Below are 26,858 nucleotides of genomic sequence, written 5' to 3' on the forward strand. Positions count from 1 at the left end.
CGGAACGGTTGTGTTTCCGGCGGATCTGCGGTATACTGGACTGTCAAAAGCCTTACGAACAGAACAGGAGAGGAAACTATGAAGCAGGAGCGCGGATTCGCGAGATGTGTGATCACGCCCAAGGGCGAGCGGGCCCTCACCGGCGGACACCCATGGGTATATGAAGGGGAGGTCGTCTCCATCGAAGGGGACTGCGAGAACGGCGGGCTGCTGGACGTGGTCAGCGGGAAGGGCCGCTATCTGGGCACTGGACTGCTCAGCGAGACCTCCAAGATCCGGGTCCGGCTGATCTCCCGCAACGCCAACGACAAGTTCGACGCCGCCTTCTGGGAGCGCCGGATCCGCTATGCCTGGGAGTACCGCAAGGCCGTCATGGGCCCGGTGGACATCGACTGCTGCCGGGTGATCTTCGGCGAGGCGGACCAGTTCCCCGGGCTGACCGTGGACCGGTTCCACGATCTGCTGGTGACCCAGACCCTGTCTCTGGGCATGGAGAAGCTCAAGCCGGTGATCTTCCCGCTCCTTTATCGGGTGCTGACCGAGGACGGCCAGACCATCCGGGGCATCTATGAGCGCAACGACGCGGCCCTCCGGGCGCACGAGGGCCTGGAGCAGAACAAGGGCTGGTATCCGCTGGAGGGCGTCCCCCAGCCGGAGCGGCCCCTGACCACTATCGTGGAGAACGGGGTGGAGTATGCTGTGGACGTGGAGAACGGCCAAAAGACCGGCTTCTTCCTGGATCAGAAATACGACCGTCTGGCCGTGGCCAAGCTGGCCCGGGGCCGGAGGGTGCTGGACTGCTTCACCCATACCGGCTCCTTCGCTCTGAACGCCGCCAAAGGCGGGGCGGCCCATGTCACCGCGGTGGACATATCTGAAACGGCGGTGGAGATGGCCCGGGCCAACGCCCGCCGCAACGGTCTGGAGGACGTCATGGACTTCCGGGCGGCGGACGTGTTCGACCTGCTCCCGGCGCTGGAGGCCCAGGGGGGACGGCCCTATGACTTCATCATCCTGGATCCTCCGGCGTTCACCAAGAGCCGCAAGACTATCGACGCCGCGGCCCGGGGCTACAAGGAGATCAATTACCGGGCCATGAAGCTCCTGCCCCGGGGCGGCTATCTGGCCACCTGCTCCTGCTCCCACTTCATGGATCCGGAGCGCTTCGAGCGGATGCTCCGCAGCGCCGCCCGGGACGCGGGCGTCCAGCTCCGGCAGATCGAGGCCCGCCAGCAGGCCCCTGACCACCCCATCCTGTGGAACGTGCCGGAGACCGATTATCTGAAATTCTACCTGTTCCAGGTGGTATGAGGAACGATCCACTATCAGCGTTGAACGCTCAACTGACCAAAGAGGAGACGTTATGGACTATTTTCATTTGAATGCGTCCCAGGACCAGATCGCGGGCATCAGCAATCTGGGTCTGGCCCATCTGGGGGACGCGGTGTTCGAGCTCATGGTGCGCTCCTGGCTCTGCCTCCACGGCAAGGCCAGCGCCCGGGGCCTGCACAAAGCCACGGTCCACTATGTGGCCGCCCCCGCCCAGGCGCGGGCCATGGAGAAGATCATGCCCTTGCTGAGCGAGGAGGAGGCCGACGTGTACCGCCGGGGCCGGAACTCCAGCCCCCATTCCATCCCCCAGAAGGCCAGCCGGGCCGAGTACCAGAGCGCCACCGGGCTGGAGGCCCTGTTCGGCTGGCTCTACCTCCAGGGCCGGACCGAGCGTCTGGATGCGCTCTTCGAGCGCATGATGATGGAGGGATGAGCCATGCCGTTGGACGCTGTCTGCCTCTCCGCTGTGGCGGAGGAGCTCCGCGCCTCCATCCAGGGAGGGCGGATCGATAAGATCTATCAGCCGGGCCGGGACGAGGTGGTGCTGGCCGTCCGGGGGAACGCCGGGAACGGGAAGCTCCTCCTGTCGGCCAGCCCCCAGCAGCCCCGGGCCCAGCTCACCACCGTCAGCCGGGAGAACCCCGGCACGCCGCCCATGTTCTGTATGCTCCTGCGGAAGCACCTGACCGGCGGCCGCATCCTGGAGATCCTCCAGCCCCCCATGGAGCGCCTGCTGGACTTCCGGCTGGAGACCATCGACGAGCTGGGCGACCGGGTGGAGCGCCATCTGATCCTGGAGTGTATGGGCCGCCGGGCCAACCTGATCCTGCTGGACGGGGAGGGGCGGATCACGGACTGCCTCCGCCGGATCGACGGAGACATCGCCTCCGGCCAGCGGCAGGTCCTGCCGGGGATGTTCTACCGTCTGCCCCAAAAGCCTGACAAGCTGGATCCCTTGACATGCACGGAGACAGAGATGGATGCCGCGCTGGCGGACCCCACCGGGAAAGCGCCGGACAAGCTTCTGCTGGACGGCTTCACAGGGCTCTCGCCCCTGATCGCGCGGGAGCTGGTGTTCCGGGCCGGAGAGGACAAGGAGGTCCTGCGGGCGGAGCTGGAGAAGTTCGTTTCTTCTGTAAAGGAGAAACAGTTTACACCATATCTGCTGGTGCGGGACGGCCGCCCGGTGGACTTCACCTTCCTGCCCATCCTGCAATACGGACCGGAGACTGCGTGCATCCGGCAGGAGAGCTTCTCTCAGCTGCTGGACGACTTCTACGCGGCCCGGGACCAGTCGGAGCGGGTGCGCCAGCGGGGCCAGGACCTGATCAAGTCTGTGACCAATGCCCGGGACCGGGTGGCCCGGAAGCTGGGCAGCCAGCGCCGGGAGCTGGACGCCGCCATGGACCGGGAGCGGCTCCGGGAGCTGGGGGACATCATCACCTCCAACCTCCACGCCATGCACAAGGGGCAGAGCGTCCTGCGGGCGCTGGACTTCTATGACCCGGAGGGCCGGGAGACCGACATCCCTCTGGATCCCCTGCGCACCCCCCAGCAGAACGCCGCCAAGTATTACAAGGACTACAATAAGGCCAAGACCGCCGAGGAGATGCTGACCATCCAGATCGAGAAGGGCGGGAAGGAGCTGGAGTATCTCAACAGCGTGCTGGAGAACATCGGTCTGGCCGAGGGCGAGCGGGATCTGCAGGAGATCCGGCAGGAGCTCGTCGACACCGGTTATCTCCGCCGCCCAAAGACCGCCGCCAAGCGGGAGAAGCGGGTCACCGGCAAGCCCATGGAGTTCCGCTCCACCGCCGGACTGCGGATCTCCGTGGGCAAGAACAACAGCCAGAACGACCAGCTCACCACCAAGATGGCCTATAAGAGCGACATCTGGTTCCACACTCAGAAGATCCACGGCTCTCATGTGATCCTCTGGACCGGGGGCGAGTCCCCGGACGCCCAGAGCCTCCACGAGGCGGCGGTGCTGGCGGCCTGGTTCTCCCAGGGCCGGGAGGGGAGGAAGGTCCCGGTGGACTACGCCCCGGTGAAGTATGTGAAGAAGCCCGCCGGCGCCCGGCCGGGCATGGTGATCTACACCACCTGTCAGACCGCCTATGTGGACCCGGACGAGGAGCTGGTGAAGCGGCTTCGCGTGAAGTGAGGAGGGACGACCATGGAGAACTGTCATGTCCTCGTGGTGGAGGACGACCCGGATATCAACCGTCTGCTGTGTACGATCCTGGGGGACGCGGGCTATGACTGCCGTCCGGCCTTTTCGGGCAGTGAGGCGGAGCTTTGGGCCACCCAGTACGACTACGACCTGGTCCTGCTGGACCTGATGCTCCCCGGCCTCACCGGGGAGGAGTTCATCCAGCGGATGCGGAAGAAAAAGACCATGCCGATCATCGTCCTCTCCGCCAAAGCGGAGCTGGAGGACCGGGTGAACGTCCTGCGTCTGGGCGCGGACGACTTCATCTCCAAACCCTTCGACAACGTGGAGGTACTGGCCCGGGTCGAGGCCCAGCTCCGCCGCGCCAGGGAGTTCTCCGGCGGGACGTCCGGCGGATCGATCCTCACCCACGGGGACCTGGTGCTGGACAAGGAGGGCGTCACCGTCACGGCGGGCGGGAAGCCCGTGGCCCTCACCGCCCGGGAGTTCGAGATCCTGGCCCTCCTCATGTCCTACCCCAAGAAGGTATTCACCCGGGAACAGCTCTATGAGCAGGTCTGGGGCGGGACCTTCATGGGCGATGACAATACGGTCAATGTCCATATCTCGAATCTGCGGGCAAAGCTGAAACACGCGAATGACGTGGAACATATCAAGACCGTGTGGGGCATCGGGTTCAAGATGGCGGACCAGTAACAGCATATCAGCGGCGAAGATCCAGACCGTTCCGGAACGTGGAGCGGTCTGGATCTTTTTGCGCGCTGCCAGTGAGGGTGACTCTCCCTTGCGGTGTTGAACGGGACGAAAGCGGTCCTCGGCATCTGAGCGGCGGGAGCGTGGGACACGACGGACTGACTCAGCGGTCAGTGGTATACAGCGCCGTCTATAGAAATGTGGGACGTCCCCAAAAACGAACGGGATACGAGAAAGGAGCAAAACGAATATGGATGAGATCTTTGACCTGATCGCCGCGCAAATATGGAACGAGAGAGAGGATCTGGTGGCCTATGGGGAGGTGGACAGCAGCCGCTTCCGGGTCTTGCTGGACGTGTACGGCTGGCTCGAGCAGGCGTTTCTGAAAAAGGGGATGACGCTGATCAAGTCCTATCTGACGGACAGTTCGCTCAGCATGTCGGCGATGACCTCCAAGGCGGAGCTGGACGGGGCGCGGCTGGAGGCCTTCCGGCGGGCGCTGAGCGAGGCCTCGGACTGTTCGCTCACCCCGCTGACCAATGGGCTGGTAGAAGTGACGGCCTCGGTGAAGGGCGTCGTGACCATCCCGGGGACCCAATGATCGTCCGCCAGACAGGGTGGACGATCGACCGAGAATATGATAGGATACAGAAAGAAGGATACGAAATATGAACATCGCATACATCCAGGATCCTAGGAAGAGAGACGATCTGGAGCAGATCCGGAGCTTTTTCCTCGACTACAGCCGGGAGGAACCGTGGAGCGACACGTTCGTCAGCGAGGTGCCGGACTTCGACGGCTCCGTGGATGCCGTCCTCCGGGTGGATACGGCGCTGATGGACTTCGCCGGCAAGACGCGCGTGGGATTCCTCGACGTCCTCGATAAGATCGACGGTCTGGAGGTCGAGCACGCAGGGTCGGATCACATCATCCTCAGACTCACGGTGAAGGATGTCTGGAAGCGAGTGGCCCTGTGAGAGGGACACTCATGACGGGAACATTCGTCCGATCAGACAGGAGGTCATCATGGCGCTACTCGATATGACGGCCGCCGCCGCGGTATACGCCTACCAGAGCCACGAGCGTGCCAAGCAGGCGGACTGGGATTAGCGCATGGCGGCGATGCGAGCGGAGGGCGAACGCCAGCGTGCGGTCGAACGTCTTTCCGAACAGCAGCGGGAAGAGGCGGTCAAGGCGGCGCTCCCGAGCGACCGTAAATTGGAGAGCCGCCTGCGTGCGGCGGTCCAGAACTGCACCCGCGAGGAGTCCGACGCGATCATCCGTGCGGTCTTTCGATATGCTTATGAGCATCTGGAGGAGGTCATGTGGGCGTCGGAACTGGGGAGCGGCTCTTGGGGCCGCTTCCTCAACGGGCCTTTGCGCGGTCAGCCATTCTCTCTCTGCACAGAGGAGTATCTGGAACAGGTGGCGAGCCAAAAGGGGAGAGAGGCGCTGGAGGACCGCGACACCGCTCAGGTGCTTGCCCGATTGGAGGACGCGGCGGTCGAGATCCTGCTCAATATGTCCGGCTATTACTCGTCTGCTCAGCTCGACAAATTCCGGCTGAGACGGGAAGAAGGAAAGGAGTTGGTCCCTCGTTATGAACGACTGCTTGGAATCCGTCCTCAAAAGTGAATGTTCGCTCATCGATCGGACGCTCCAGGCCGCGAAAAGGAACCAGATGTCCAGCGCGGCGGTCGTCTCTTCCCGTCTGGACGATCGGGTCGCGCATCTGATGGAGCAGGCGAAGCAGAAATCAGACGAACTGCGTGCGGCGGAACAGAGGCTCGATGACCTCTATCCCGGACTTCTGGTGGAGGAAGTCTCCAAAGTGGAGTACGCCGTCTGGTTCCGTGAGATCGAGTCGTTCCTGCGGACGGCCTCCGGAGAGGACTACGATGCGGTCTGCTGCTATCTCGGTGGGCACGACTACCTGCCGACCGACCCAAAGTCCGTTCATATGGCGGCTTATACGATCATCGAGAACGCGGCGTTCTCCGTATGCCATTTCTACTATGACGGCTCGAAGCTCGACCGGCCCCGGTATCTGATCGGCGACGTGCGTGGTGAGGTCTACACGCCCGGCCTTGCGGATTGGGCGGACCGGAAGCGGAAGGAGAGAGCGGAGCGGTATCAGAGCAAGATCGACTTGGGAGGAGGGTTTTGTCCGAGGTCTCAGTGGCTTTTGGATGAGATCCACAAGCTCCAGGATGTGATGCGGCGCAAGAAGTATACCGACCCGTTGGGTCTGAAGCGGCCGATCATGAACACAGACCGCTTCCTCTATCGTACCATCAAAGGCGGTGGGGTCCAGAACTACTGGGAGGAGTTGAGCAGAGTCGTCTCGGAAGGGGGCGACTCGATCTATGACACGGTGAGCTGGCTCCTGGGTGAGATCGACTATGACCCGGCGGATCCGGATGCGGTCTCAGTCGTGACGGATCTCCTGCTCCAGAAGGCGACGGCTCCTCTGGACAGCCGGTTCACGGTCCCGCCGTATTACGGCGGCGGCTGGTCCCTGTATAAAGATGTGACCAGCGCGGTCGGCGGCGCCCCGGAACGTGTGGTGTCTGTGTCGTTGGCGCGGAGGGAGCGTCTGCGGAAGCTGAGGCGCAGCAAAAAGAACATCCCATTCATCCGATATGACTACGAGCTGATGTGCAAACTGAGCGAGATCATGCACGCTCCGCCCTATCAGGAGGAGCGCGTTTTGGTATATGGGCCGCCGTTCGACAAGCTGGAATCCCAGGAGCAACACTCTGCAAGGATGCGCGTGGCAGAGCAAAAGGCGAAGGAGACGCAGAAAAAAGTCGCATGGAGTCTCGTTGCGTTCGCGTTCGTAGCGCTCGTGGTGTTTGCGATGGGAGCTGGCAATACGCTGGAAGAGGCGCTTGCCGGAGTCGTACCGATGTTCGCGGTCCCTGGCGGGATCGCAGCTATATGTGTCGGGATCTCGAAATACAGCGACTATGTCACTCATAACTGATAAAAGCCGAGGCGTCCAGCCTCGGCTTTCTCATGCTCAAAAATAAGAGGGGAGTGGGATCCGGTGCATCAGGACCTTCCCGATGACCGTCAGGGTGGAGCTGGAGTCCGGGAGCAGGACGACGTTCGACATCGCCCCCTCGGCATCCATCTTGTCAAAACACACCGGTGACGATATAATGCTCTTGGAACGATCGACGGAAAAGGGGCGATACCATGCGCTGTCCATATTGCAGAAATCCGGTCAAGATCTCTAAATGGTTCGGAAATATATACCGCTGGGAGTGCGGCTGGTGCGGAAACTTCGGCGACTATATAGTGCTCCCGCCGGCGCGGAAGCAGATCTTCAAGGTGGATCTGGCCCAGACCTGGGCGGGGCTCCAGGAGGAGCTCCGGGCGGCTCTTCCGGGACTGTATGACGAACTGGCGCCGGACCTCGGGAAGGTGTTCCTCCATGAAGTGACCTCCGCCCTGATCCGCGGGCTGGACCCGCTGGACGAAGAGAAGAAGGATGAGCTCTGGCTGTTCCTGGATGAGGCGGAGGGGCTGGGGTGCGCCTGCGGTCTGACAGACATCGAAGAGGCCGTGCGGCAGAAGAAGGCGCTCTACGCGGAGGAAGCGCTCCTGACGGCCAAGGACTGCGGGACCTTTTGGCAGGCGGTGGTGAAGACTGTCCCGACGGACACGCCGAAGAGAAGATCGGAGCTGGACCCGCATCTGGAGCAGTTCCTGTGGGGATTGGCTTACCTCGGGACCTATTTCGACCGGGCGCCAGCCGGAAAGGAGGCGCTCCGCGCCGCGGAGGTCCGGTATGAGCTGCTGCGGGACCGCCTCGCCGAGTATTGGCGGGAGCACCTGTGCCGGACGTAGACCGACCCGATATCAGGACGGCGGAGGAGAACGAAAAAGCAGAGACGGCCGCGATCGGCCGTCTCTGCTTTTTTCATAAGATCACTGGATATCCAGAGGATCCTCGTCGATGGGGCCGGCGTCCCGCAGGAGCTTCATGACCCGGGAGAGCTTCCACAGGGACCAGAGGTCGCTGATGCCCAGGAAGAGGAACGCGCCGCCGATCAGCATCGTCACCATCTCCGCCGCCGCGAAGGGCTTGCGGAACAGGACCACGCCCAGCGCGATCCCCAGCAAGCTCAGCAGGAGGGACACCCACCAGAGCCGATAGCCGTACCGGCACAGGGAGACGGCACGGCTCAGGGCCACCAGAGCGTCTACGATCACATAGAGCCCCACCGCCATGGACAGCACCTGGAACATGGCCAGGGGCCGGAGCAGGAAGGACAGGCCCACCACCGCGGCGATGATGCCGAAGAAGAGCTCCAGATAGAACCCGCCCACGGCCCGGTCCCGCAGGAGGAAGGCGATGATGTCCACCAGCCCGTACAGCAGGAGGGCAGTGCCCAGGATCTGGCACAGGGCGATCCCGCCGATCCCGGGCCAGGCCAGCAGGAGGCCGCCCAGGATCACATACAGGATCGAGGCCGCCAGAAAACTCAATTTGAAGCGTTTCATAGACAGGGACACTTCCTTTCATCCGTCATCCGTTAGGATGGACTGGACGGGCGGGATCCGTCCGTCCGGGTCATGCCCAATTCTTGCATACGTCGATCCAGCCGGCGCTGTGGGCGTACTCCTCCAGCTCCGGGCAGGTGAGCTCGATCGCGGAGTTGGAGCTCCCGGCGGCGGGATAGACCGTCTGGAAACGCTGGAGAGACACGTCCAGATAGGCGGTCACGTCGTCCCGGTCGATGCCGAAGGGACACACGCCGCCCACCGCGTGGCCGGTGAAGTCCAGCACCTGCTCCGGCGTGAGCATCTTGGCCTTGGTGTGGAACTGGGCCTTGTACTTGGCGTTGTCGATCTTGGCGTCCCCGGCGGCCACGATCAGGACGCACCGGTCCTCCACCAAAAAGGAGAGGGTCTTGGCGATCCGGGCGGGCTCCACGCCCACGGCCTGAGCGGCCAGCTCCACGGTGGCGCTGGAGATGGGGAACTCCAGGATGTCCCCCTCCCGGCCCAGGGTCCGGAAATAGGCCCGGCATCTCTCGATGGACATCAGGCCTCGCCCCGCTTCTGCGCTTTGGCCAGGAACCGGTCGTTGGCGATGATGAACCGCTCATGGGTGCCGCCGCCGATCGGGCCTGCGGCGTCGAAAGCCCGGACGGCGAAGGTCAGCTTCCGGCCGTCCACGGCGGTGAGCTCCGCTTCGGCCCGGACGGCCATGCCCACAGGAGAGGCGGCGTCGTGGCTGATGTCCAGACGGGTGCCCACGGTGCCGGAACCCTCTTCCAGCTCAGACTGGCAGGCGTCCACGGCGGCCTGTTCCATCAGGGCCACCATAGCGGGGGTGGCAAAGACGGGGAGGAGGCCGCTGCCCATGGCGGCGGCGGTGTTGGACTCAGAGACGATAGTCTCGGCATGGCCGATGAGGCCGGGATGGAGGGACATAGTGAAAAACTCCTTTCAAACTGACACGCTTCCGCGCGGCAGAGTCGATCTGTGAGACATTGTACCCCAAGCGGCAGGAAATGGCAAGCATCGACCGAAAAAGAGCGCCGCGCCTCTCCGTAGAAAGGCGCGGCGCTCGATACGCGCGGGGACAGATGAGATCAGCCTGCGTTCATCAGGCGGACCCACTGGTCGTTGTAGAGGGTCCGGGTCTCAGCGGGGAGGACGTTGTAGACCTCACACTGCTCGGTGGCGAACGTGGCGTCGGGGTAGGCGTAGGGATCGTTGGCCAGCTCCTCGTCCAGCTCCTCGCGGACGGAGAGCAGGGGGGAGGAGTAGTAGGTGGCCTCGCAGTTCTTCAGGCCCGCGTCGGTGGAGCACATGAAGTTGATGAAGGCCTCGGCGTTCTCCTTGTTCTCACAGCCCTTGGGGATGCACATGGCGTCCACATAGCGGTTGGTGCCCTCACGGGGCACGGCGAAGGCCAGATCCTCGTTGTTCTCGTGCATGGTCAGATAGTCGCCGTAGTAGTACACGCCGATGGCGGCGTTGCCGCCCTCCATCTTCTCGAAAATATCATCCATGACATAGGCCTGGACCAGAGGACGCTGGGCGATCAGCTCATCCACAGCGGCAGTGATCTCAGCCTCATCGGTGGTGTTGTAGGAATAGCCCAGCTTCTTCAGCGCGATGCCGATGGTGTCCCGGGAGTTGTCGAACATGAGGATGTCCCCGGAATACTTCTCGTTCCACAGCACGTCCCACGTCTCCATGTCCTCGCCCTCATCCACCATGGTGGGGTTGTAGATGATGCCCAGCGTACCGAACATATAGGGTACGGAGTACAGGTTCTCGGGATCATAGGCGGGGTTTTTCAGAGTCTCGTCGATGTCGCTGAAATTGGGGATGTTGTCGAAGTCCAGCGGCTCCAGCATATCCTCCTCGATCATCTGGCCGATCATATAGTCGGAGGGGATGATCACGTCATAGCCGGTGGCGCCGCCGGCCAGCTTGCCGTAGAGGGCCTCGTTGGACTCGAAGGTGGTGTAGTTGACCTTGATGCCGGTCTGCGCGGTGAAGTCATCGAAGATGGACTCGTCGATGTACTCACCCCAGTTGTAGACATTGACGACGCCGTTGGAGGCATCTGCGGCGGAGCCGCCGCCGCAGGCGGTCAGGCTCATGAGGCTGGCACCGGCCAGCGCGAGAGAGATCCACTTTTTCAATTCGATTCAGTTTGCTCCTTCCGATGTGGGATGATGATATCTTCAAGGCGTTCCGCCTCAAAGCCGGGGGGAGGGGGTCACTTGCCGTAGAGGGCCTTCCGGCGCTCCTGGGCCTGGCGGGCCTGATGGGCCTGCCGCAGGTTGAAGATCACCATGAGGATCACCACGGCTAGGAACATGAGGGTGCTCAGGGCGTTGATCTCCGGGCTGACCCGCTTCTTGGCCATGGAGTAGATCACCATGGACAGGGTCTGGGTCTGGGCGCCGGCGGTGAAATAGCTGACCACGAAGTCGTCGATGGACAGGGTGAAGGCCATGATGAGGCCATTGACCACGCCGGGCATGATCTCGGGCAGGACCACCTTCACGAAGGCGTGGAGACCGTGGTCGCCCAGATCCTGAGCCGCCTCATAGATGTTGGGGTCCAGCTGGCGCAGCTTGGGCGTGACGGACAGGATCACGTTGGGCACATCGAAGGTGATGTGGGCGATCAGCAGGGACCAGAAGCCCAGATTGAACCGCAGGCCCAGCGCCCGGCCGATGCCGCCGTTCCAGGCGTCCACCGCCAGGATGAAGAGGAGCATCATGCTCACGCCGGTGATGATGTCCGCGTTGGTCAGGGGGATGTTGTTGATGGTCATGCACACATTGCGGCTACGGCGCTTCATGTTGTAGAAGCCGATGGCCGCCGCGGTGCCCATGATGGTGGCGATCACCGCCGCGATGGCGGAGACCGCCAGCGTGATCCAGAGGGCGTTGAGGATCGCGGAATTGTCCAGCAGGTCCGCGTACCAGTCCAGCGTGAAGCCGGCCCACACCGCCCGGGATTTGGAAGCGTTGAAGGAAAAGACCACCAGCACCAGGATCGGGGCGTACAGGAAGAGAAAGCACAGGGCCAGGAACAGCCGGCTGAGGATACCGTTCTTTTTCACAGCGTGACGCCCTCCTCTCCATCGCCGAAGTGGTTCATGACAGCCATGCAGACCATGACGATGACCATCATGACCAGAGACACCGCCGAGCCAAGATGGGGGTTGTAGGCGCTGCCCAGGAACTGCATATCGATCAGGTTGCCCAGCAGGAGGGTCTTGCTGCCGCCCAGCAGGCGGGAGATCGCGAAGGTGGACACCGAGGGGATGAACACCATAGTGATGCCGGACAGCACACCGGGGAGGGACAGGGGGAAGATCACCCGGCGGAACACGGTGACGCTGTTGGCGCCCAGATCCTGAGCCGCCTCCACCACCTTGGGGTCGATCTTGGCGATGACCGAGAAGATGGGGAGCACCATGTAGGGCAGATAGTTGTACACCATGCCCAGCACGATGGCGCCCTGGGTGTCGATCATCTGGAAGGGCCCCAGGCCGATCAGGCCGAACAGGGTGTTGAGGAGACCGTTGCGCTCCAGCAGGAACTTCCAGGAGTAGGTCCGCAGGAGGAAGTTCATCCACATGGGCAGCATGATGAGCATGGTGGCCATGCGGTGGATCCAGCCCCGCTCCCGGGCCAGGAAGTAGGCCAGGGGATAGCCTGCCAGCAGGCAGACCACTGTGGCCACCGCGGCCAGCAGGAAGGAACGGCCAAAGGCGGTGGCGTACTGGGCCATGCTGTGGAAGTTCTCCAGCGAGAAGCCGCCGCCCGCCGCCGTGAAGGCATAGACGACGATGATGACGATGGGGGCCACCACGAAGAGGGCCATCCACGCCACATAGGGATAGGAGATGGCTTTACTCTTCATCGTCGTCCGCCTCCCGATCCTCGTTGAGCTCGTCATACTCAGAGGAGTAGGAGCTGTAATCACCGAACATACCGGAATAGCGGCTCTTCTTCATGATATGGAAGCCGTCGGGGTCGATCTTCACCCCGATCTTCGCCCCCTCGGGGGAGTAGTCTGTGGTCTGGATCAGCCACTTGAAGCCCTGGAAGTCCACGATGATGTCGTAGTGCATCCCCTTGAAGGTGACCTCCGTGACGGTGCCGGTGAGCTGGCCCTGCTCCACAGGGACGATGTCGATGTCCTCGGGGCGGACCACCACGTCCACGGGCTCGTTGGGGGCGAAGCCGCTGTCCAGACAGGGGAACTTCTTGCCGTACATCTGGATCACGCCGTCCTGCACCATGATGCCGTCGATGATGTTGGACTCGCCGATGAAATCGGCCACGAAGGCGTTCTTGGGCTCATTGTAGATGTCCTGCGGAGTGCCGATCTGCTGGATGTTGCCCTTGTCCATGACCACCACGGTGTCGGACATGGTGAGGGCCTCTTCCTGATCGTGGGTGACATAGATGAAGGTGATGCCCACCTGCTGCTGGATGCGCTTCAGCTCCACCTGCATATCCTTGCGGAGCTTCAGGTCCAGGGCGCCCAGAGGCTCGTCCAGCAGGAGGACCTGGGGGCGGTTGACGATGGCCCGGGCGATGGCCACCCGCTGCTGCTGGCCGCCGGAGAGCGAGTCCACAGCGCGCTTGCCATAGCCGGCCAGGTTGACCAGCTCCAGAGCCTCCTCCACCCGCGTCTGGATCTCCGGCTCCGGCACTTTGGCGATGCGCAGGCCGAAGGCCACGTTCTCGAAAATGTTCATATGGGTGAAGAGAGCATACTTCTGGAAGACCGTGTTGATCTTCCGCTTGTAGGGCGGCATATCATTGATCCGTTTGCCGTCGAAGAACACATCGCCGGAGGTGGGCTTCTGGAAGCCTCCGATGATGCGCAGGGTCGTGGTCTTGCCGCAGCCGCTGGGTCCCAACAGCGTAAGGAACTCCTTGTCATTGATATAGAGATCGATGTGATCCAGGATGACATCGTCGTCGAACTGCATATACAGGTCGGACAGACGGATCAACTCTTTTGCCATGTATCCTCCCCCATTTCATAGAGATAAGGGCGTACCCATTTGGCGGATGGGTACGCCCTTTTTGCAACGAGTCAACTATATCCGTTTCTGTCGAAAATGTCAATAACATTTACGGGAATTTTGCAAAGGAGACCGGAAGCCGGGCGGACGGCCCGCCGTCAGGGACGGCCGTCGCCAAAATATTCCTCCACGAAGTCCACCTGTCCGACCTGGAAGGACTTCCCGTCCATATACTGGAGGATCCCGGCGTCGGTGGTGAAATCGAAGGAGAGACGGTAGGAATACAGAGCCTGGAAGGAGCGACCGTAACGCTTATTGTCCTTCTCCCGGCCATACTTGCCGTCGCCCAGCAGAGGATGGCCCGCCGCGGCGAACTGGGCCCGGATCTGGTGAGTCCGGCCGGTGAGAAGGTCGCACTCCACCAGAGAGAGGCCGTTCCGGACCTTCAGCGTCTTGTAGTCGGTGACGGCGGTCTTGCCGCCAGGGACGGGATGGTCGAACACCTTGACCTGCTTCCGGGCCTCGTCCTTCAGGAGGAAGCCCTCCAGACGGCCGCTGGGGGGCGTCATCTTCCCGTGGATGATGGCCAGATAGTACTTGGAGAGCTCCCGGTCCCGGATCTTCTGGTTCATGATGCGCAGGGTCTCAGCGTTCTTGGCGGCGATGACGATCCCGCCGGTGTTCCGGTCGATCCGGTTGCACAGGGCGGGGGCGAAGGAGTTCTCCCGATAGGGGCTCCACTCCTTCTTCTGATAGAGGTAGGCCTGGATATGGGTGATGAGGGTGTTCACCCGCTCCGTCTCGTCCGGGTGGACCACCAGACCGGGCCGCTTGTTCACCAGCAGGAGGTTCTCGTCCTCGTACACCAGGTCCAGATGGGGCTTGAAGACGGAGAGGAAGGCGTTCTCCGGGGTGGGCGTGTCGAAGAACTCATCGTTGATGTAGAGCTGGAGCAGGTCGCCGATCTGGAGCCGCACGTCCCGCTTGGAGCCCTTGCCGTTGACTTTCACCCGCTTGAGGCGGATATACTTCTGGGCCAGCGGAGCGGGGAGGAGGGGCAGGGTCTTGGACAGCCAGCGGTCCAGGCGCTGTCCGGCGTCGTTCTTTCCGATGGTGAATTCTCTCATAACACAAGCCTCGTTTATTCAAAGTGAGAAGAGTATAGCACAGATCGGCGGAAAGCGCAAGATCTCCCACGGAACACGGGATGTCCGAGGCATCAGGGGCGCTCCGCCGCCCAGCGGCAGAGAGCCTGGTCCATCCGCTCCCCCGTCAGGAGCGGCACCTGGTCCCAGTGGAGGCAGCTGGACACAGCGGGGTGGGGGAGATCCGTCCGCCACCGCCACTGGAGGGGCGGGAGATGGGTGATGAGCGGGTCCGCGATGGCTCCCTGGAACTGCCCGGCCTTCAGGAGGCGGAGCAGATGGGCCTCGCCCTCCAGAGCCAGGTCGCCGGGAGCGGTCAGCGCGGGGTCCAGACCGAAGAAGCTGGCCACGGAGAGAGGACGCGGGTCCCCGTTCAAAAGAAGGGCCGCGCGCAGAGGATCGGCCATCACCTGATCGCCCACCAGCAGGAGAGGGTGACGGTCGGGGGAGGAGGGGGCTTGCTGGGTGTCTCGCAGAACGCGGCTCTTCCCATCCCGCAGAGCATCCCGGAGGAGCTCGGCCACCCGGTCGGCACACCGGGAGTCGATGGGGACCCCGGCCACATAGGGGATGCCCCAGCGCTGCTCCAGCTCCCGGGCGGCCCGGAGGCCGCTGCGGGACACCACCAGAGAGACCTGGGCGGAGGCGGCCCGGCGGACCTGCTCCAGACAGGTCCCCATGGCCAGAGAGCTGACCACGGAGAAGCCTCGGGCCGCCAGCGCGTCCCGGATGGCGCCGTCATTGCCGCCGGCGCCGAAGTCCAGAGGGGTCAGCCCCAGGATCGTGACGCCGTTGGGGACCGGCCGCTCCGGCGGACGCGTGAAACGCCTGATCAGAGCGGAGAGAGCCATCTCCACGCCCCGGTCGTAAGTGGAGAAGCCAGTGGTGGAGAAGCCCAGTGTGGGGATCCCGGTCCGAGCCTCCACCTCCCGGGCGATGCCGGGGAAGTCGGTGCCGATGATGGCGGGCACAGGACTGCCCAGCAGGGCGATGAAGTCCGGGTGATGCTCTTCCGCGGCCTGGACGGCCTTGTCCACCAGCTTATCGTCCCGCCCCAGGACCGCGTCCAGGGTGCGGTCCTGGGCGCAGAGGGTGGTACGGCGCGTTCGGTCCCAGCGGGGCTCATCGTAGTCCACATAGTTCCGGGTACAGCAGGAGGCGTCCTGGATCAGGATTAGACAGTTGAAGTCGAAGAGCGCGGAGCACACGCCGGAGTAGTCCCCGGCGAAGGGGGGGGAGATAGATCGAGAGCTGTCCCATGGTTCACCTCCAGGAAGTCGTATGGAGCGCCGCCTCAGCGATCCGCTCCATGAGCCGGACCACGCCGTGGTAGCCGAAGAGCCCCTCGTCCCGTTGGATGTCCACGAAATGGCGGGCCCGGAGCAGATAGGCGCTGTCGTAGCCGATGGCCAGACAGTTCCGGGGGATGCCGCAGGCGGTGATGTCCTCGTAGCGCTCACTGCACAGGACCGGGAGGTCCGGGAGCTGGGCGGTCAGCCAGTCCCGGTCGGCCCGGTCGGTCTCCTTCCAGTGGGCGGCGTAGACGGCTCGGAGCTGGAAGCCGTACCGGTGGAGGGCGGCGGCCAGGGCGAAGGGCTGCATAGCGGCGGAGGAGTCCACGACCACTGGCAGGTCTCGGGCACAGCCGAGCGCTCCGGCGATGGCCTGCTCTGCCGCCTGACGCTCCGCCGTCAGCGGGGGACAGGGCGCCCCCAGCGCGTCGGCAATGGTCTGGTAGTTGGCACGGATCTGGTCCAGGTCATAGGTGGCGGGGAGGAAGCGCCAGGGGATCCCCAACCGCTCTTCCAGCTTCTGGGCGGCGAAGCGCCCCATCTGCATGAGCACCAGGTCCAGACGGCTGGCGGCCATCTGCTGGTAGTCCTCATAGGTGGTCCGGTCGGTGATGGAGCGCACCTCGGTGACGCCGCAGGCCCGCAGGAAGGGATAGAGCTCCGAGGCCGGGTCCGGCTGGACGAAGGTCCCCAGCAGGTTGACGCCGCCATCCTTCTCCCGGGGGCGCAGGAAGGAGTACAGCCGTTCCTGCTGGCGCATCCCGGGAGGGATCGGGCCGTCCATGGCCACCGGATCGATGTGGAACACGGCGAAGGCTGTGTCCGGAAAACGGGCCTCCAGACCTGCCACCAGAGCGTCCTCGTCGGTGCCCAGAAAGTCGTCGATACAGTTCACATAGATCTGGAAGGCCCGGGGGCGGGGGGAGAGGAGCTCCAGCAGATCGGCCACCGCGTCGCCTACCATGTCCTCATATCCGCCGGAGCTCACATCGGCCTCGGTGATATAAAGGAAGGAGACGTGCTCCTTGGTGCCGTTGCGGATGGCCCGGATACCGCTCCTCCGGCCGCAGGCGGCGGGACATACATGGAGGCTGTGGCTCTCCGGGATCCGCAGGCTGATCTTAGGCCGGCCGTGGTGCGGGATGAAATAGGACAGACCCTCACTCATGACCGCACACCTCCAGCATACGCGCCGCCAGAGCGCGGTAGGCGTCCGCCATGGGGGAGGCGGGCAGGGCATCCATGACGGTCCGGTCCATGGACTCCGCCTCCTGCACCGCCGGGGAGCGGGGGAGATCGGCGAGGATAGAGGTGCCCAGCTCTCCGGCCAGACGCTCCACCTGTTCCCGCTCCCGCGCCACGTTCCGGCGGTTGAGGATGAGCCCGCCGAAGCGGGCATAGCCCCGATCTTGGAAGCGGGCCACCGCCCCGGCGATGTTGGACGCGGCGTACATGGACATCATCTCACCAGAGGTCACCACGAAGACTACATCGGAGTACTCGCCCCGCAGAGGCATGGCGAAGCCGCCGCAGACTACGTCCCCCAGCACGTCGTAGAGCACTACGTCCGGCCGGTAGACGCCGTAGGCATCCAGTTGGCTCAGAGTCTCGAAGGCGGTGATGATGCCCCGTCCGGCACAGCCGATGCCAGGCGTGGGCCCGCCGGCTTCTACGCAGAGGACGCCGCCCACGCCGGGGTGGACCAGATCCTCCAGAGCGGGGGTCCCGCCGGAGCGGAGCAGGTCCAGTACCGTCGGGATGGGGGCCCCGCCGGTCAGGAGCCGGGTGGAATCGGACTTGGGGTCGCAGCCGATCTGCATCACCCCCAGCCCTCGCTCCCGCAGGGCCAGAGACAGGTTCGCGGTGGTGGTGGATTTTCCGATGCCGCCTTTGCCGTAGATGGCGATCCGTAACATAGCGATGACCTCCGGTGGAAGATATAGGCCGTTTTGTCGCAAAACGGGCCGTTCAGAACGATAGGGACAGATGGCAGACGAGGACCGTCCCTGCCCGGCAGATCCCGGGCGGGGCGGTCCTGTCGTTTTCGAAGATACAGGAGCGGGGATCGACCGATGATCTTGGCGATCTCCTCGTCGGTCATATCATAGAGGAAGTAGTGGGAGTAGAAGTCCCGGACGTCCTGGGTCAGCTCCTCAGTGGAGTACAGGTCAGGATAGAGCTTGTTCAGGGTCCACAGGATGGTCAGGGGCTGCTCCACGGTGCGGTTGCCCCAGACATGAGCCACGGTGGGCACATAGTAGATGGCGTCGTCCCGGATAGCGGTGATGCCGGAGAGCTGGCTGTCGGCCTTGAGCTCGTCGGCCTGCTTGGAGGTGACCAGCATCACGTCGGGATCCCACTGGAGCAGGTCCTCGGTGGTGTAGGTCAGTGACTCCTCCGTGTGGGCGTCTTTGGTGACGCTGATGCCGCCGGCGGCCTCGATCCACCACTCGGCGATCATATGGGGCTGAGAACGGCCCGCCACATCGCCGTAGAGGACCGTCTTGCGGGTCTCGTCGGTGAGGCCGGAGGTCAGCTCCGCAGCACGGGCCACGGTATCGTCAAAGTAGGTGATGTAGTCCCCGGCCACGTCCTGTTTGCCAAGGATATCGCCCATGAGCTCTACGGCGGTCTTGACGTCCCCCACCTCGGACCAGGACAGGTAGACACAGGTCAGGCCCTTGTCGGCCAGCTCCTCGGCGGTGGACTTGGTCATGGTGAGGCACAGGTCGGGCTTGAGCTTGAGGACCTCTTCGATCAGCACCTCACGGTCGGCGTTCTCCAGCACGGGACCGTCGGCGATCTGGGGGGCGAACTTGTACTGCATGGCCCATTTGTCGTTCTTGGTGAAGCTGGGGGCCATCTCGTTGCAGATCTTGTCGCCGCAGCCCATGAGCTCGACGAACGCGTTGAGCACGCCCACCGCGCCGAAGGTGGCGATGGAATCGATCTCGGCGGGGATCTCCACCTCGCGACCGGCCATGTCGGTGATGGTCCGGGTGCCGGAGACCGCGGCACTCTCGGTGGGAGCGGGGGCGGCGGACTGGGCGGAGCCAGTGCCGGAGCAGCCGGCCAGAGTGCTGCTCAGGATGCTCACGGAGAGCAGGGAAGCGATCAGTTTACGGTCCATGTGTTTCATTTCCTCCTAAAATGGTCGTCGTTGGGGATCTATCGTGACTGACGGAGCAGGGGCACGCAGACAGGGACGGGAGGCATCCCATCCACCGAAGCGGTACTGACGCACACAGGCGTCTGGTAGAGGGCGGTGAGGGCCTCCGTGGTGACTACGTCGCCGGGAGCGCCCCAGGCCATGACCCGGCCGTCCCGCATGAGGACGGCCTTGGTGCAGACCAGGAAGGCGTGGTCGGGATAGTGGGACGTCATGAGGATGCCGTAGCCGGACTGGGCCAGCTCGTCCACCACCCGGAGGATCTTCACCTGATTGCCATAGTCCAGATTGGCGGTGGGCTCGTCCATGACCAGATAGTTGGCCTGCTGGGCCAGGGCCCGGGCCACCAACACCATCTGACGCTCGCCGCCGGAGAGCTCCTGGAACTTTCGGCGGGCCAGATGACCGATCTGGAGACGGTCCAGAGCTTCGGCCACCGTGTCGTGGTCCGCCTGTCGGTAGGACGCACCCGGCGGCAGGTGGGGGACCCGCCCCATGAGGACCACCTCACGGACCTCATAAGGGAAGGCCATGGCGGTGGACTGAGGGACATAGGCCAGCCGTTTGGCTCTGCCCCGATGGGAGAGATGGGACAGGCTCTGTCCGTCCAGCACGACCTCGCCGCCCTTGGCCTGGCTCAAACCGAGGAGACAGCGGAGGAGGGTGGTCTTTCCAGTGCCGTTGGGCCCCAGCAGACAGAGGATGTCGCCGCCCTCCAGCGCGAAGGACACGTCTTCCAGTACCGGTCGTCCGGGCTGGTACCAATAGCGCAGATGTTCGATGGAAAGCATCAGGACCACACCTTCCTCGTCTGGGACAGCAGGAGCACGAACACCGGCGTGCCCACCAGCGCGGTGACGACGCCCAGGGGCAGGTCTACGCCGAAGGAGCCCCGGATCAGGTCGTCGATGAAGAGCAGGAACAGTCCGCCCACCAGGAAGGACGTGGAGGCCAGACGGTGATAGGAAGCCCCTGTCAGCAGACGGGCGATATGAGGCACTACCATGCCGATCCAGCCGATGATGCCGCACACGCTGACCGAGGAGACCGTCAACAGGGTGGAGGACACGATGACCACCAGCTTGACCAGGGGCACATCGACCCCCATGGAGGCGGCCTCGTCCTCGCCGGCGGCCAGCGCGTCGATGGAGTGGCGGAAGAAGAACAGCAGGAGCAGGGAGACCACGGCCGCGGGCAGGAGGACCAACACGTCCTGCCCGTCCGCCTTGCCTAGACTGCCCATGAGCCAGAAGGTGATGGAGGGGAGGGCGTCATCCGGGTCAGCCAGCGTCTTGATGATAGAGAGGAGGGCCTGGAACAGGCTGGACACCACCACGCCCGCCAGGACCAGGATGGTCAAGTTGTCGCCGCCGAACATCCGGCTGATGAGGTAAGCTGCCGCCACCGCCAAGACACCGAAGCAGAAGGCGGAGAGCTGAGTCTGCCACCAGCTCATCCTCCACAGCATGGTGAGGGCCGCGCCGAAGCCCGCTCCGGCGGAGACGCCCAGGATATCCGGAGAGACCATGGGGTTCTTGAATAGGGTCTGGTAAGACGCGCCGGAGATGGACAGAGCTCCGCCCACCAGCAAAGCGGCCAGGATCCTGGGGAGGCGGACCTCCATGACCACTGTGATCAGAGTGTCCTCCACTGGAAGTGTCCGATGCAGGAGGCTGGCCCGGATGATGTCGAATACCGTGCCCGGCTCCACCGGGTAGCGCCCGATCAGGAAGGAACCGAAGAAAGCCGCCACCCACAACAGGGCAAAGAGGAGCGTCTTGAGCCAGAACCCATGGGAGGGATCCCGCTCAGAAGAAAGTCGTCGTTCCATTCGATCACACCAGCGGGGGGATCCCGGAGATCAGCTCGGGGGCCTTGAGGAGCTCCGCCTTCACCAGATCGCCGGCGGCATAGCCCTCCACGCCGATGGGGACGGTGACGAAGGCGTCGGTCTGGTAGAGGAGGGCGGGGACGCCGTCCAGCTTCCAGTCCAGCGGCGTGGCAGTGAACTCCGTCCCATCCCAGGCCAGAGCCACCCGGGAGATCCGCTCGAAGCTCTTGGGGGACTTCATGGGCTCGGTGAGCCGGGCAGTGACAGTGGGGGCCAGCGGGGCAGGGAGGCCGTAATAGTGGGCCGTCAGGGCGGACAGACACCAGTAGGCCGCCAGATAGCAGGCGCCCACGGGGCCGGGGACGTTGAGCACGGGCTTCCCGTCGATCATAGAGAGCCCGGCGGGACGGCCGGGGACCGCCCGGATGCCGTGGCGAAAGAAGGAAGCGCGGCGCTCCAGCATGGCGGCGTTGAAGTCCTCCTCGCCCCGGGAGGTACCGTCGTTGATGAGGATCAGGTCGGCGGCGGTGAGGGCCTGGTCCAGCGTGCGCTCCAGAGCGGCGGGGTCATCCTTGGTGATGGAGAACACCTGGACCTCCGCGCCGTACCGGCCCAGATAGCCGGAGAGGAGGCTGTTGACCTCGATGTTCTGGCCCCGCTGAGGCTTCTGACCGGCGGGGATCAGCTCGCTGCCGGTGGGCAGGAACGCGATCTTCAGAGGCCGGAAGACGGGGACCTCCGTGATGCCGCCCATGGCCAGAGAGGCCACCAGCTCCGGCGTCAGCCGGGTATGGGCGGGGACCAGGAGGGCGCCGGAGCGGACCAGGTCTCCCGCGGGGGCCACGGTCACCTCGTCCGGGTCGAAGCGGAAGCCCTCCCGGAAGCGGACGCCGTCCCCCTCCAGGATCACGTCCTCCACCGCGATGACCGTATCGAAGGCGTCGGGGAAATCATCGCCGGTGTCGGCCTGGACGAAATCACGGCCCTTCACCCAGCGGGAGGGATCGGGCAGGCCGTCAGCGAAGTCGGCTTTGCGGACCGCGATGCCATCGAAGCGGGAGGAGCGGACCACGGGCAGGGTGTTCACGGAGGTCAGGTCCTCCGCGGTGACCCGGCCCAGGCTCTGGGTCAGAGGGATCCGTTCGAGCTCCGGGGCCGGCTTCCAATGAGCTCGCATGAGGTCCAGTGCCTCTGAGCGGGTGACGCTGCGTTCCGGTTCGAATTTCACGATGATGCATCCTTTCTCTTTGTTCTGATCGTTCTGACGCTCTGGTATGAATGCGCCGATCGATATGCTCTATATAAGACTTTAAAAAACGAATCGCAATAAAAAAGCATACGATGAGTAGAAGGAAAGGAGCGGAACGTTCCGCTCCTTCGATGATGGGGCGTATCTCAGTCGGCACTGGGATGGTCGGAGAAGATCTCGTCATAGGCCTGCCGGACCATGGCCTGACAACGTTCCTCCAGGGCTCGGAACCGGTCGATCAGGTCCTTGCCGTAGTCGGTGAGGAAGGCGGCGCCGCCGTTCCGCCCGCCCTGCTGGCGCAGGACGACGGGCTTGCCAAGCTCATCCTCCATGATGAGGATCATGTGCCGGCCCTTGCTGTAGGAGAGGCCCATCTGCTGGCAGGCCTCCCGGACGGAGCCGGTGATCTCGATGAGGCTGAGGAGCTGTGCGGAGCCGGGGCCGAAAAAGGGCCGGTCGCCGCAGAGGCGCAGCTTGACGGTGGCGTGGATGCCGTGCGCCTGGCTCCGGGCCAAAAGCTGGGGGAAGAGGCCCATGGCGCGGGCCTGAGGCAGGGCACCCTCGTCCTCCAGAGGCAGGGGCGTCACCTGTCCCAACAGGTCCTCCAATGTGCCCATCTTCTCCAGCAGGACGGAGAGGGCCGCGGCCGGATCCACAGAGAGGATGCCGCCCGGCCGACCATCGATGACGGGACGGCACACAGGCGCCTCGGACTCCAGCAGGGCCTTCACAGAGGTCTGGGACAGGAAGGGGATATCGGCGGCGGTCAGAAGGACCCGGCCGCACAGCGGCGCGAGGAGCTCCAGCCCCCGGCGGAGCTGCTCCTCCGGGCTGGCCTGGGGAGAGACCTCCACGCAGAGGACGCCCCAGTGGGACATATGCTTTTCCATGGCCTCCCGGCCCCGGGCGGGGACGGGGAGCACCACATGGCGCACGCCGCTGAGCTGGAAGGTGCGAACCAGACGCTGGAGCACCGAACAGGAGCCCAGGACCTCCATAGAGTCGAAGGAGCCTGTTCGGGAGAAGGATGTAGTGGTCAGGATGACGGCTCCGGCAGTCATAACAGCACCTCACACGAATGATTTTCACGGATGATTCGTTTCATTATAACATAGGCCGATCCAGATCGTCAATCTATCCAGTGCGAAAAAGGTCGAGAGGGAGAGACGCTCCGGCCCTGCCTTGTTTTCGCGGGAGAGATGGGGTAAAATAGCGGAAGTACGATCTCAAAAAGGGAGGATGCAGGATGGAACAGCTCCGGAACCTGCCCACCGGCGGACCAGAGGCTCTGGTGGGGATGATCCAGATCCAGCCCGGACGGGTGGTCAGCATGGCCCTGTCCCGGAACGAGCACTGTCAGATGACCCTGCTGGCCTTCGCCGACGGCGAGAGCGTCAGCGAGGAGCAGTATTTCGGCGATACCTTCTATTATGTGCTGGAGGGCGAGATGCCGGTGCGCCTGGGCGGGACTGAGTACCGGCTCCGGGCGGGGGAGTGCATGGCCGTCCCGGCCCATACGCTCCACGCCGTGGGCGGGAGCGAGCCCTTCAAGCTCCTGCAGATCACCGTGCAGTGACCCCGAACGAAAGAACGAGATACAGGAGGAGACATATCATGGAAAAACTGATCCGCAATGTCGAGCACGCCGTCCCTCTGCCTCTGAAGGAGCTGGTCTCCTATGAGCCGGGCAAGGTGGTGAGCCTCACCATGTCCCAGCAGCCGGGCGTGGGCATGACCCTCTTCGCCTTCGATGCGGGGGAGGGCGTCAGCACCCATGCCGCCCCCGGCGATGCCATGGCCCACATCCTGGAGGGCGAAGCCCAGATCACGATCGACGGCACCGTCCACACGGTCCCCGCCGGGAGCGCGATCGTCATGCCCGCCGGCGTCCCCCACGCCGTGAAGGCAGAGCAGCGCTTCAAGATGCTCCTCACAGTAGTCAAGAAGGTCTGATTCCATCGGCGCATGGAACGAAAATGGCCCCGGACCCGCACGATCGGTGCGTGGCCCGGGACCTTTTTTCTTGGCGGATCCGTTCAGGAGGCGCTGTCCGGCGCGGCCAGAAGGGCCTCCCGGCTCAAGTCCTCCAGCACCTCTGCTGTGGTGGCGGGGAGCCGCTGGATGGCATCAGAGCCCTCCAGACGGGCGAAGCGGTAGGTGCCGTCTCCGTCCGCAAGGCCCACATCCAGCGTCAGACTCTGGCCGTCGCCATAGTCCACTGTCAGCCGCAGGGCCGGGGCATCCAGCCCGCAGGAGGCCATGGCGGCCTCGTCCGCCTGATAGTGATAGCAGGAGGAGAAGCGCAGATAGCTCAGCTCGGACAGGAAGGAACTCAAAGCGCTGTTGCTGTCGGGGACTGGCTCGCCGTCCACGGACCAGTGGTGCTCCACGGACTCGGAGGCATTGCCGTCCTCGTCCTCGGTGGTGACGGCCTCATCGGTCTTGGTGAGGGTCAGGACGGTGCCGTCCTTCTCCCAGCGGATCGAGGAGATATCATCCTCCGCCAGGTCGGGGATGTCCTCCGGCTGGGCCAGATCCATGAGCCCCACGTCCAGCGCGTCCGGCAGAGCGGAGGAGATGGTGTAGACCGTCCCCTCATCGCCCTCCACGGCGGCATAGCAGCCCTCGCCCACCGAAGAGCCGAGCAGCACGGTGACGGTCTCGCCGTCCGCACCGGTGACGGAGACGGTGCGGGTGGGGGCGTCCAGCCCATAGGCGGACAGGGCCTCCGGGTCGGGGATGGCCCGGACCGCGTCCAACTCGCCGATGTCATCGGCCAGAGCGTCCAGCTTGTCCGCGTCTGCCGGGAAGGCGGCGTCGCCGTCCCAGCTCCACCCGTCGCCGTCCTTGGTGAAGGAGAGGACCTCGCCGTCGTTGGCGGTGAAGGAGAGGCCGGAGATGTCGGACACCTCGGTCACATGGACGGTCTCGTCCGTTGCTTCCTGACGGCTGTTCCAGATCCGGAGGGCTCCATAGACGCCGCCGCACAGGACCAGGACGGCCCCCAGGACGGCCAGGGTCTTGGCTTGCTTGTCCATATCAGCGCTTCCTCCGTTTCGTCCAGACCACGAAGCCCAGGATCAGGATCCCCACCGGGAGGATCAGGAGATAGAGCGTGCTCCACAGTCCGGGGCTGGAGATCGTATTATAAGTGACGCTCAGGCTCTTGGCCGGGATAGACAGGTCGGTGATGTCGTCGAACCCGGCGGTGAGGACCTTCACGAAAAGACTCTGGTTCACCAGACTGGGGTAAGAGGCGAGCACGTCTCCGTCGATGAGAGAGGCGGAGCCCAGCACGGTCAGACGGCCGGTGACGCCATCCTCACCGGTCTTTTGAGAGACCGCGCCCAGCACATAGGTCCCCTGGATCTGCTGGCCGTCGGTGGTGACGGCATAGCCGCTGGCAGAGGTGGAGAGGAAGGCGCTCACGTCGGCGTCCGTGTCTTCGGACACCAGGAAGCCGCGGCTGTTGGTCAGGAGGGTCAGGCTGTCGGAGCTGAGGCCGCTGGTCACGTCAGAGCCGCTCATGATCTCGCCGGCGATGGCGAAGGGGGAGCCAAACTGGGGATAGTACCGCTCCGTATCGGCGATATAGCCGTCCTGGAGCTCCAGGCCCCAGTCGGACAGGAGCGCGGTCCAGTTGGGCAGATCCGCCTCGCTGTCGGCACAGAGGAACACCATCTGGCCGCCGCCGGACAGGTAGTCGGACAGCATGGCGCTCTCGTCGGCGGACAGGTCCGAGGTGGGGCCGTTCACGAGGAGCAGGTCGCAGTCCTCCGGCACCGCGCCGCTGAGCAGGAGGGTCAGGTCCTCTACATCGAAGTTGGACTTGTCGATGGCGTCCCGGATAGCGGCGGAGAGGGAGGACTCCCCGTGGCCGGAGACCGTATAGATCTTCTTGCTCACATCTCCGGTGACGGCAGAGATGGCGGAGGTGAGTTGGCCGTCCGCGTCGAAGCTGTCCTCTGAGGAGGAGAACATATCATAAGTGTAGGTGATGATCTCGCTGTAAGGGATCGTCTCCTGCTTGCCAGTGTCATCGCAGATCACCACCAGAGCGTCCGTGGAGGCGTCGTAGGCGGAGGCCTCGTTAGGATGGGCCACCGGGTCTACCTCCTTCACGGAGAGCCGGTCGGAGAGGGCGGCGTAGTGGTCCAAAAACTTGAGGATCCGCTCATCTGTGGCGCCATCCTCGGCCAGGACCACGATCTCTACGTCCTTATCCAGACCGGCCAGGAACTCTTTCGAGGTATCGCTGACCTGATAGAGGCTGTTGTCGGTCAGGTCGAACTCCCGCAGATGGGAGGGGAGCTGGCCCACGATCAGGTCCACCAGGATCACGATCGCCACGGCGGCGGCGGTGACGCCCGCCAGATAGCCGCCCCGGCGGAGGGCCCCAGTGTCACGCTTGGTCTCGTTCTTCCGTTTCATATCGAGCCCTCCTT

At 63.9% G+C, this 26,858-nt stretch carries 29 protein-coding genes; 11 read left to right on the forward strand and 18 right to left on the reverse strand.

The window, feature by feature from the left end:
* The first annotated feature begins 78 nt into the window (after positions 1–78).
* The 9 genes from KQI12_RS03195 (at position 79) to KQI12_RS03235 (ending at position 8,053) form a co-directional block, all read left to right on the forward strand.
* A complete protein-coding gene (locus KQI12_RS03195; protein WP_216570537.1) occupies positions 79–1,311 on the forward strand; it encodes a class I SAM-dependent rRNA methyltransferase in 1,233 nt (410 codons plus the stop codon).
* A 52-nt stretch (positions 1,312–1,363) separates the two neighbouring features.
* The gene (locus tag KQI12_RS03200) at positions 1,364–1,765 is read left to right on the forward strand and encodes a Mini-ribonuclease 3 (protein WP_216570538.1); all 402 of its coding nucleotides are present in this window, start codon (positions 1,364–1,366) and stop codon (positions 1,763–1,765) included.
* Positions 1,766–1,768: 3 nt separating this feature from the next.
* Positions 1,769–3,496, forward strand: coding sequence for an NFACT family protein (locus tag KQI12_RS03205; RefSeq protein ID WP_216570539.1), 1,728 nt, complete (start codon positions 1,769–1,771; stop codon positions 3,494–3,496).
* Between the two features lie 12 nt (positions 3,497–3,508).
* The gene (locus KQI12_RS03210) at positions 3,509–4,201 is read left to right on the forward strand and encodes a response regulator transcription factor (RefSeq protein WP_216570540.1); all 693 of its coding nucleotides are present in this window, start codon (positions 3,509–3,511) and stop codon (positions 4,199–4,201) included.
* 247 nt (positions 4,202–4,448) lie between these two features.
* Positions 4,449–4,799 carry a hypothetical protein gene (locus KQI12_RS03215; protein WP_216570542.1) on the forward strand — a complete coding sequence of 117 codons (351 nt, stop codon included), beginning with the start codon at positions 4,449–4,451 and terminating at the stop codon, positions 4,797–4,799.
* A 67-nt stretch (positions 4,800–4,866) separates the two neighbouring features.
* Entirely contained in the window at positions 4,867–5,175 is a 309-nt protein-coding gene (locus KQI12_RS03220) for a hypothetical protein (protein ID WP_216570543.1), read from the forward strand.
* 136 nt (positions 5,176–5,311) lie between these two features.
* A complete protein-coding gene (locus KQI12_RS03225; RefSeq protein ID WP_216570545.1) occupies positions 5,312–5,833 on the forward strand; it encodes a hypothetical protein in 522 nt (173 codons plus the stop codon).
* 100 nt (positions 5,834–5,933) lie between these two features.
* Complete coding sequence (locus tag KQI12_RS03230) at positions 5,934–7,184, forward strand: hypothetical protein (RefSeq protein ID WP_216570547.1); 1,251 nt, start codon at positions 5,934–5,936, stop codon at positions 7,182–7,184.
* A gap of 317 nt (positions 7,185–7,501) precedes the next feature.
* Complete coding sequence (locus tag KQI12_RS03235; RefSeq protein WP_216570549.1) at positions 7,502–8,053, forward strand: hypothetical protein; 552 nt, start codon at positions 7,502–7,504, stop codon at positions 8,051–8,053.
* An 81-nt stretch (positions 8,054–8,134) separates the two neighbouring features.
* Here the strand turns inward: KQI12_RS03235 and KQI12_RS03240 are convergent, their stop codons facing one another.
* From KQI12_RS03240 to KQI12_RS03315, 16 genes are all read right to left on the reverse strand, one after another.
* A complete protein-coding gene (locus KQI12_RS03240) occupies positions 8,135–8,710 on the reverse strand; it encodes an HdeD family acid-resistance protein (RefSeq protein ID WP_216570550.1) in 576 nt (191 codons plus the stop codon).
* Between the two features lie 70 nt (positions 8,711–8,780).
* A complete protein-coding gene (locus KQI12_RS03245; protein WP_216570551.1) occupies positions 8,781–9,254 on the reverse strand; it encodes a YbaK/EbsC family protein in 474 nt (157 codons plus the stop codon).
* Positions 9,254–9,646 (reverse strand): thioesterase family protein, encoded by a 393-nt coding sequence (locus tag KQI12_RS03250; RefSeq protein ID WP_216570552.1) that lies wholly within the window; start codon positions 9,644–9,646, stop codon positions 9,254–9,256. The genes KQI12_RS03245 and KQI12_RS03250 overlap by 1 nt, the downstream gene beginning before the upstream one ends.
* A 161-nt stretch (positions 9,647–9,807) precedes the next feature.
* Positions 9,808–10,872 carry a PotD/PotF family extracellular solute-binding protein gene (locus KQI12_RS03255; RefSeq protein WP_216570553.1) on the reverse strand — a complete coding sequence of 355 codons (1,065 nt, stop codon included), beginning with the start codon at positions 10,870–10,872 and terminating at the stop codon, positions 9,808–9,810.
* A 77-nt stretch (positions 10,873–10,949) separates the two neighbouring features.
* The gene (locus tag KQI12_RS03260; protein ID WP_216570554.1) at positions 10,950–11,804 is read right to left on the reverse strand and encodes an ABC transporter permease; all 855 of its coding nucleotides are present in this window, start codon (positions 11,802–11,804) and stop codon (positions 10,950–10,952) included.
* A complete protein-coding gene (locus KQI12_RS03265; protein WP_216570555.1) occupies positions 11,801–12,610 on the reverse strand; it encodes an ABC transporter permease in 810 nt (269 codons plus the stop codon). The genes KQI12_RS03260 and KQI12_RS03265 overlap by 4 nt, the downstream gene beginning before the upstream one ends.
* Positions 12,600–13,727 (reverse strand): ABC transporter ATP-binding protein, encoded by a 1,128-nt coding sequence (locus KQI12_RS03270; protein WP_216570556.1) that lies wholly within the window; start codon positions 13,725–13,727, stop codon positions 12,600–12,602. Before KQI12_RS03270 ends, KQI12_RS03265 begins: the two co-directional genes overlap by 11 nt.
* 158 nt (positions 13,728–13,885) lie before the next feature.
* Positions 13,886–14,854: an RluA family pseudouridine synthase gene (locus KQI12_RS03275; RefSeq protein ID WP_216570557.1), complete on the reverse strand. Its 969-nt coding sequence runs from the start codon at positions 14,852–14,854 to the stop codon at positions 13,886–13,888.
* Between the two features lie 92 nt (positions 14,855–14,946).
* On the reverse strand, positions 14,947–16,080 hold the full coding sequence (locus KQI12_RS03280; protein ID WP_216570559.1) for a nitrogenase component 1: 1,134 nt from the start codon (positions 16,078–16,080) through the stop codon (positions 14,947–14,949).
* 55 nt (positions 16,081–16,135) lie between these two features.
* Entirely contained in the window at positions 16,136–17,332 is a 1,197-nt protein-coding gene (locus KQI12_RS03285; protein WP_216570561.1) for a nitrogenase component 1, read from the reverse strand.
* Entirely contained in the window at positions 17,325–18,080 is a 756-nt protein-coding gene (locus tag KQI12_RS03290) for an AAA family ATPase (protein WP_216570563.1), read from the reverse strand. The genes KQI12_RS03285 and KQI12_RS03290 overlap by 8 nt, the downstream gene beginning before the upstream one ends.
* Complete coding sequence (locus tag KQI12_RS03295) at positions 17,984–19,294, reverse strand: ABC transporter substrate-binding protein (protein WP_253290784.1); 1,311 nt, start codon at positions 19,292–19,294, stop codon at positions 17,984–17,986. Before KQI12_RS03295 ends, KQI12_RS03290 begins: the two co-directional genes overlap by 97 nt.
* 38 nt (positions 19,295–19,332) lie before the next feature.
* A complete protein-coding gene (locus KQI12_RS03300; protein ID WP_216570567.1) occupies positions 19,333–20,124 on the reverse strand; it encodes an ABC transporter ATP-binding protein in 792 nt (263 codons plus the stop codon).
* Positions 20,124–21,164, reverse strand: coding sequence for an iron ABC transporter permease (locus KQI12_RS03305; RefSeq protein WP_216570569.1), 1,041 nt, complete (start codon positions 21,162–21,164; stop codon positions 20,124–20,126). Before KQI12_RS03305 ends, KQI12_RS03300 begins: the two co-directional genes overlap by 1 nt.
* A gap of 4 nt (positions 21,165–21,168) precedes the next feature.
* Complete coding sequence (locus tag KQI12_RS03310; RefSeq protein WP_371817943.1) at positions 21,169–22,392, reverse strand: molybdopterin molybdotransferase MoeA; 1,224 nt, start codon at positions 22,390–22,392, stop codon at positions 21,169–21,171.
* 167 nt (positions 22,393–22,559) lie between these two features.
* Positions 22,560–23,474, reverse strand: coding sequence for an NTP transferase domain-containing protein (locus KQI12_RS03315; RefSeq protein ID WP_216570571.1), 915 nt, complete (start codon positions 23,472–23,474; stop codon positions 22,560–22,562).
* A 185-nt stretch (positions 23,475–23,659) separates the two neighbouring features.
* On the opposite strand from KQI12_RS03315, the gene KQI12_RS03320 reads away from it, so the two are divergent.
* Both KQI12_RS03320 and KQI12_RS03325 read left to right on the forward strand, forming a co-directional pair.
* Positions 23,660–23,989, forward strand: coding sequence for a cupin domain-containing protein (locus tag KQI12_RS03320; RefSeq protein ID WP_216570573.1), 330 nt, complete (start codon positions 23,660–23,662; stop codon positions 23,987–23,989).
* Positions 23,990–24,027: 38 nt separating this feature from the next.
* The gene (locus KQI12_RS03325; RefSeq protein WP_216570575.1) at positions 24,028–24,366 is read left to right on the forward strand and encodes a cupin domain-containing protein; all 339 of its coding nucleotides are present in this window, start codon (positions 24,028–24,030) and stop codon (positions 24,364–24,366) included.
* Between the two features lie 83 nt (positions 24,367–24,449).
* Here KQI12_RS03325 and KQI12_RS03330 read toward each other — a convergent pair whose 3' ends face one another.
* Both KQI12_RS03330 and KQI12_RS03335 read right to left on the reverse strand, forming a co-directional pair.
* Positions 24,450–25,451 carry a DUF4340 domain-containing protein gene (locus tag KQI12_RS03330; protein WP_216570577.1) on the reverse strand — a complete coding sequence of 334 codons (1,002 nt, stop codon included), beginning with the start codon at positions 25,449–25,451 and terminating at the stop codon, positions 24,450–24,452.
* 1 nt (position 25,452) lies between these two features.
* On the reverse strand, positions 25,453–26,844 hold the full coding sequence (locus KQI12_RS03335) for a GldG family protein (RefSeq protein ID WP_216570579.1): 1,392 nt from the start codon (positions 26,842–26,844) through the stop codon (positions 25,453–25,455).
* Positions 26,845–26,858 lie beyond the last annotated feature (14 nt).

Origin of the sequence: Pseudoflavonifractor sp. MSJ-37 (assembly GCF_018917965.1) — a bacterium.
Lineage (GTDB): Bacteria > Bacillota > Clostridia > Oscillospirales > Oscillospiraceae > Pseudoflavonifractor_A.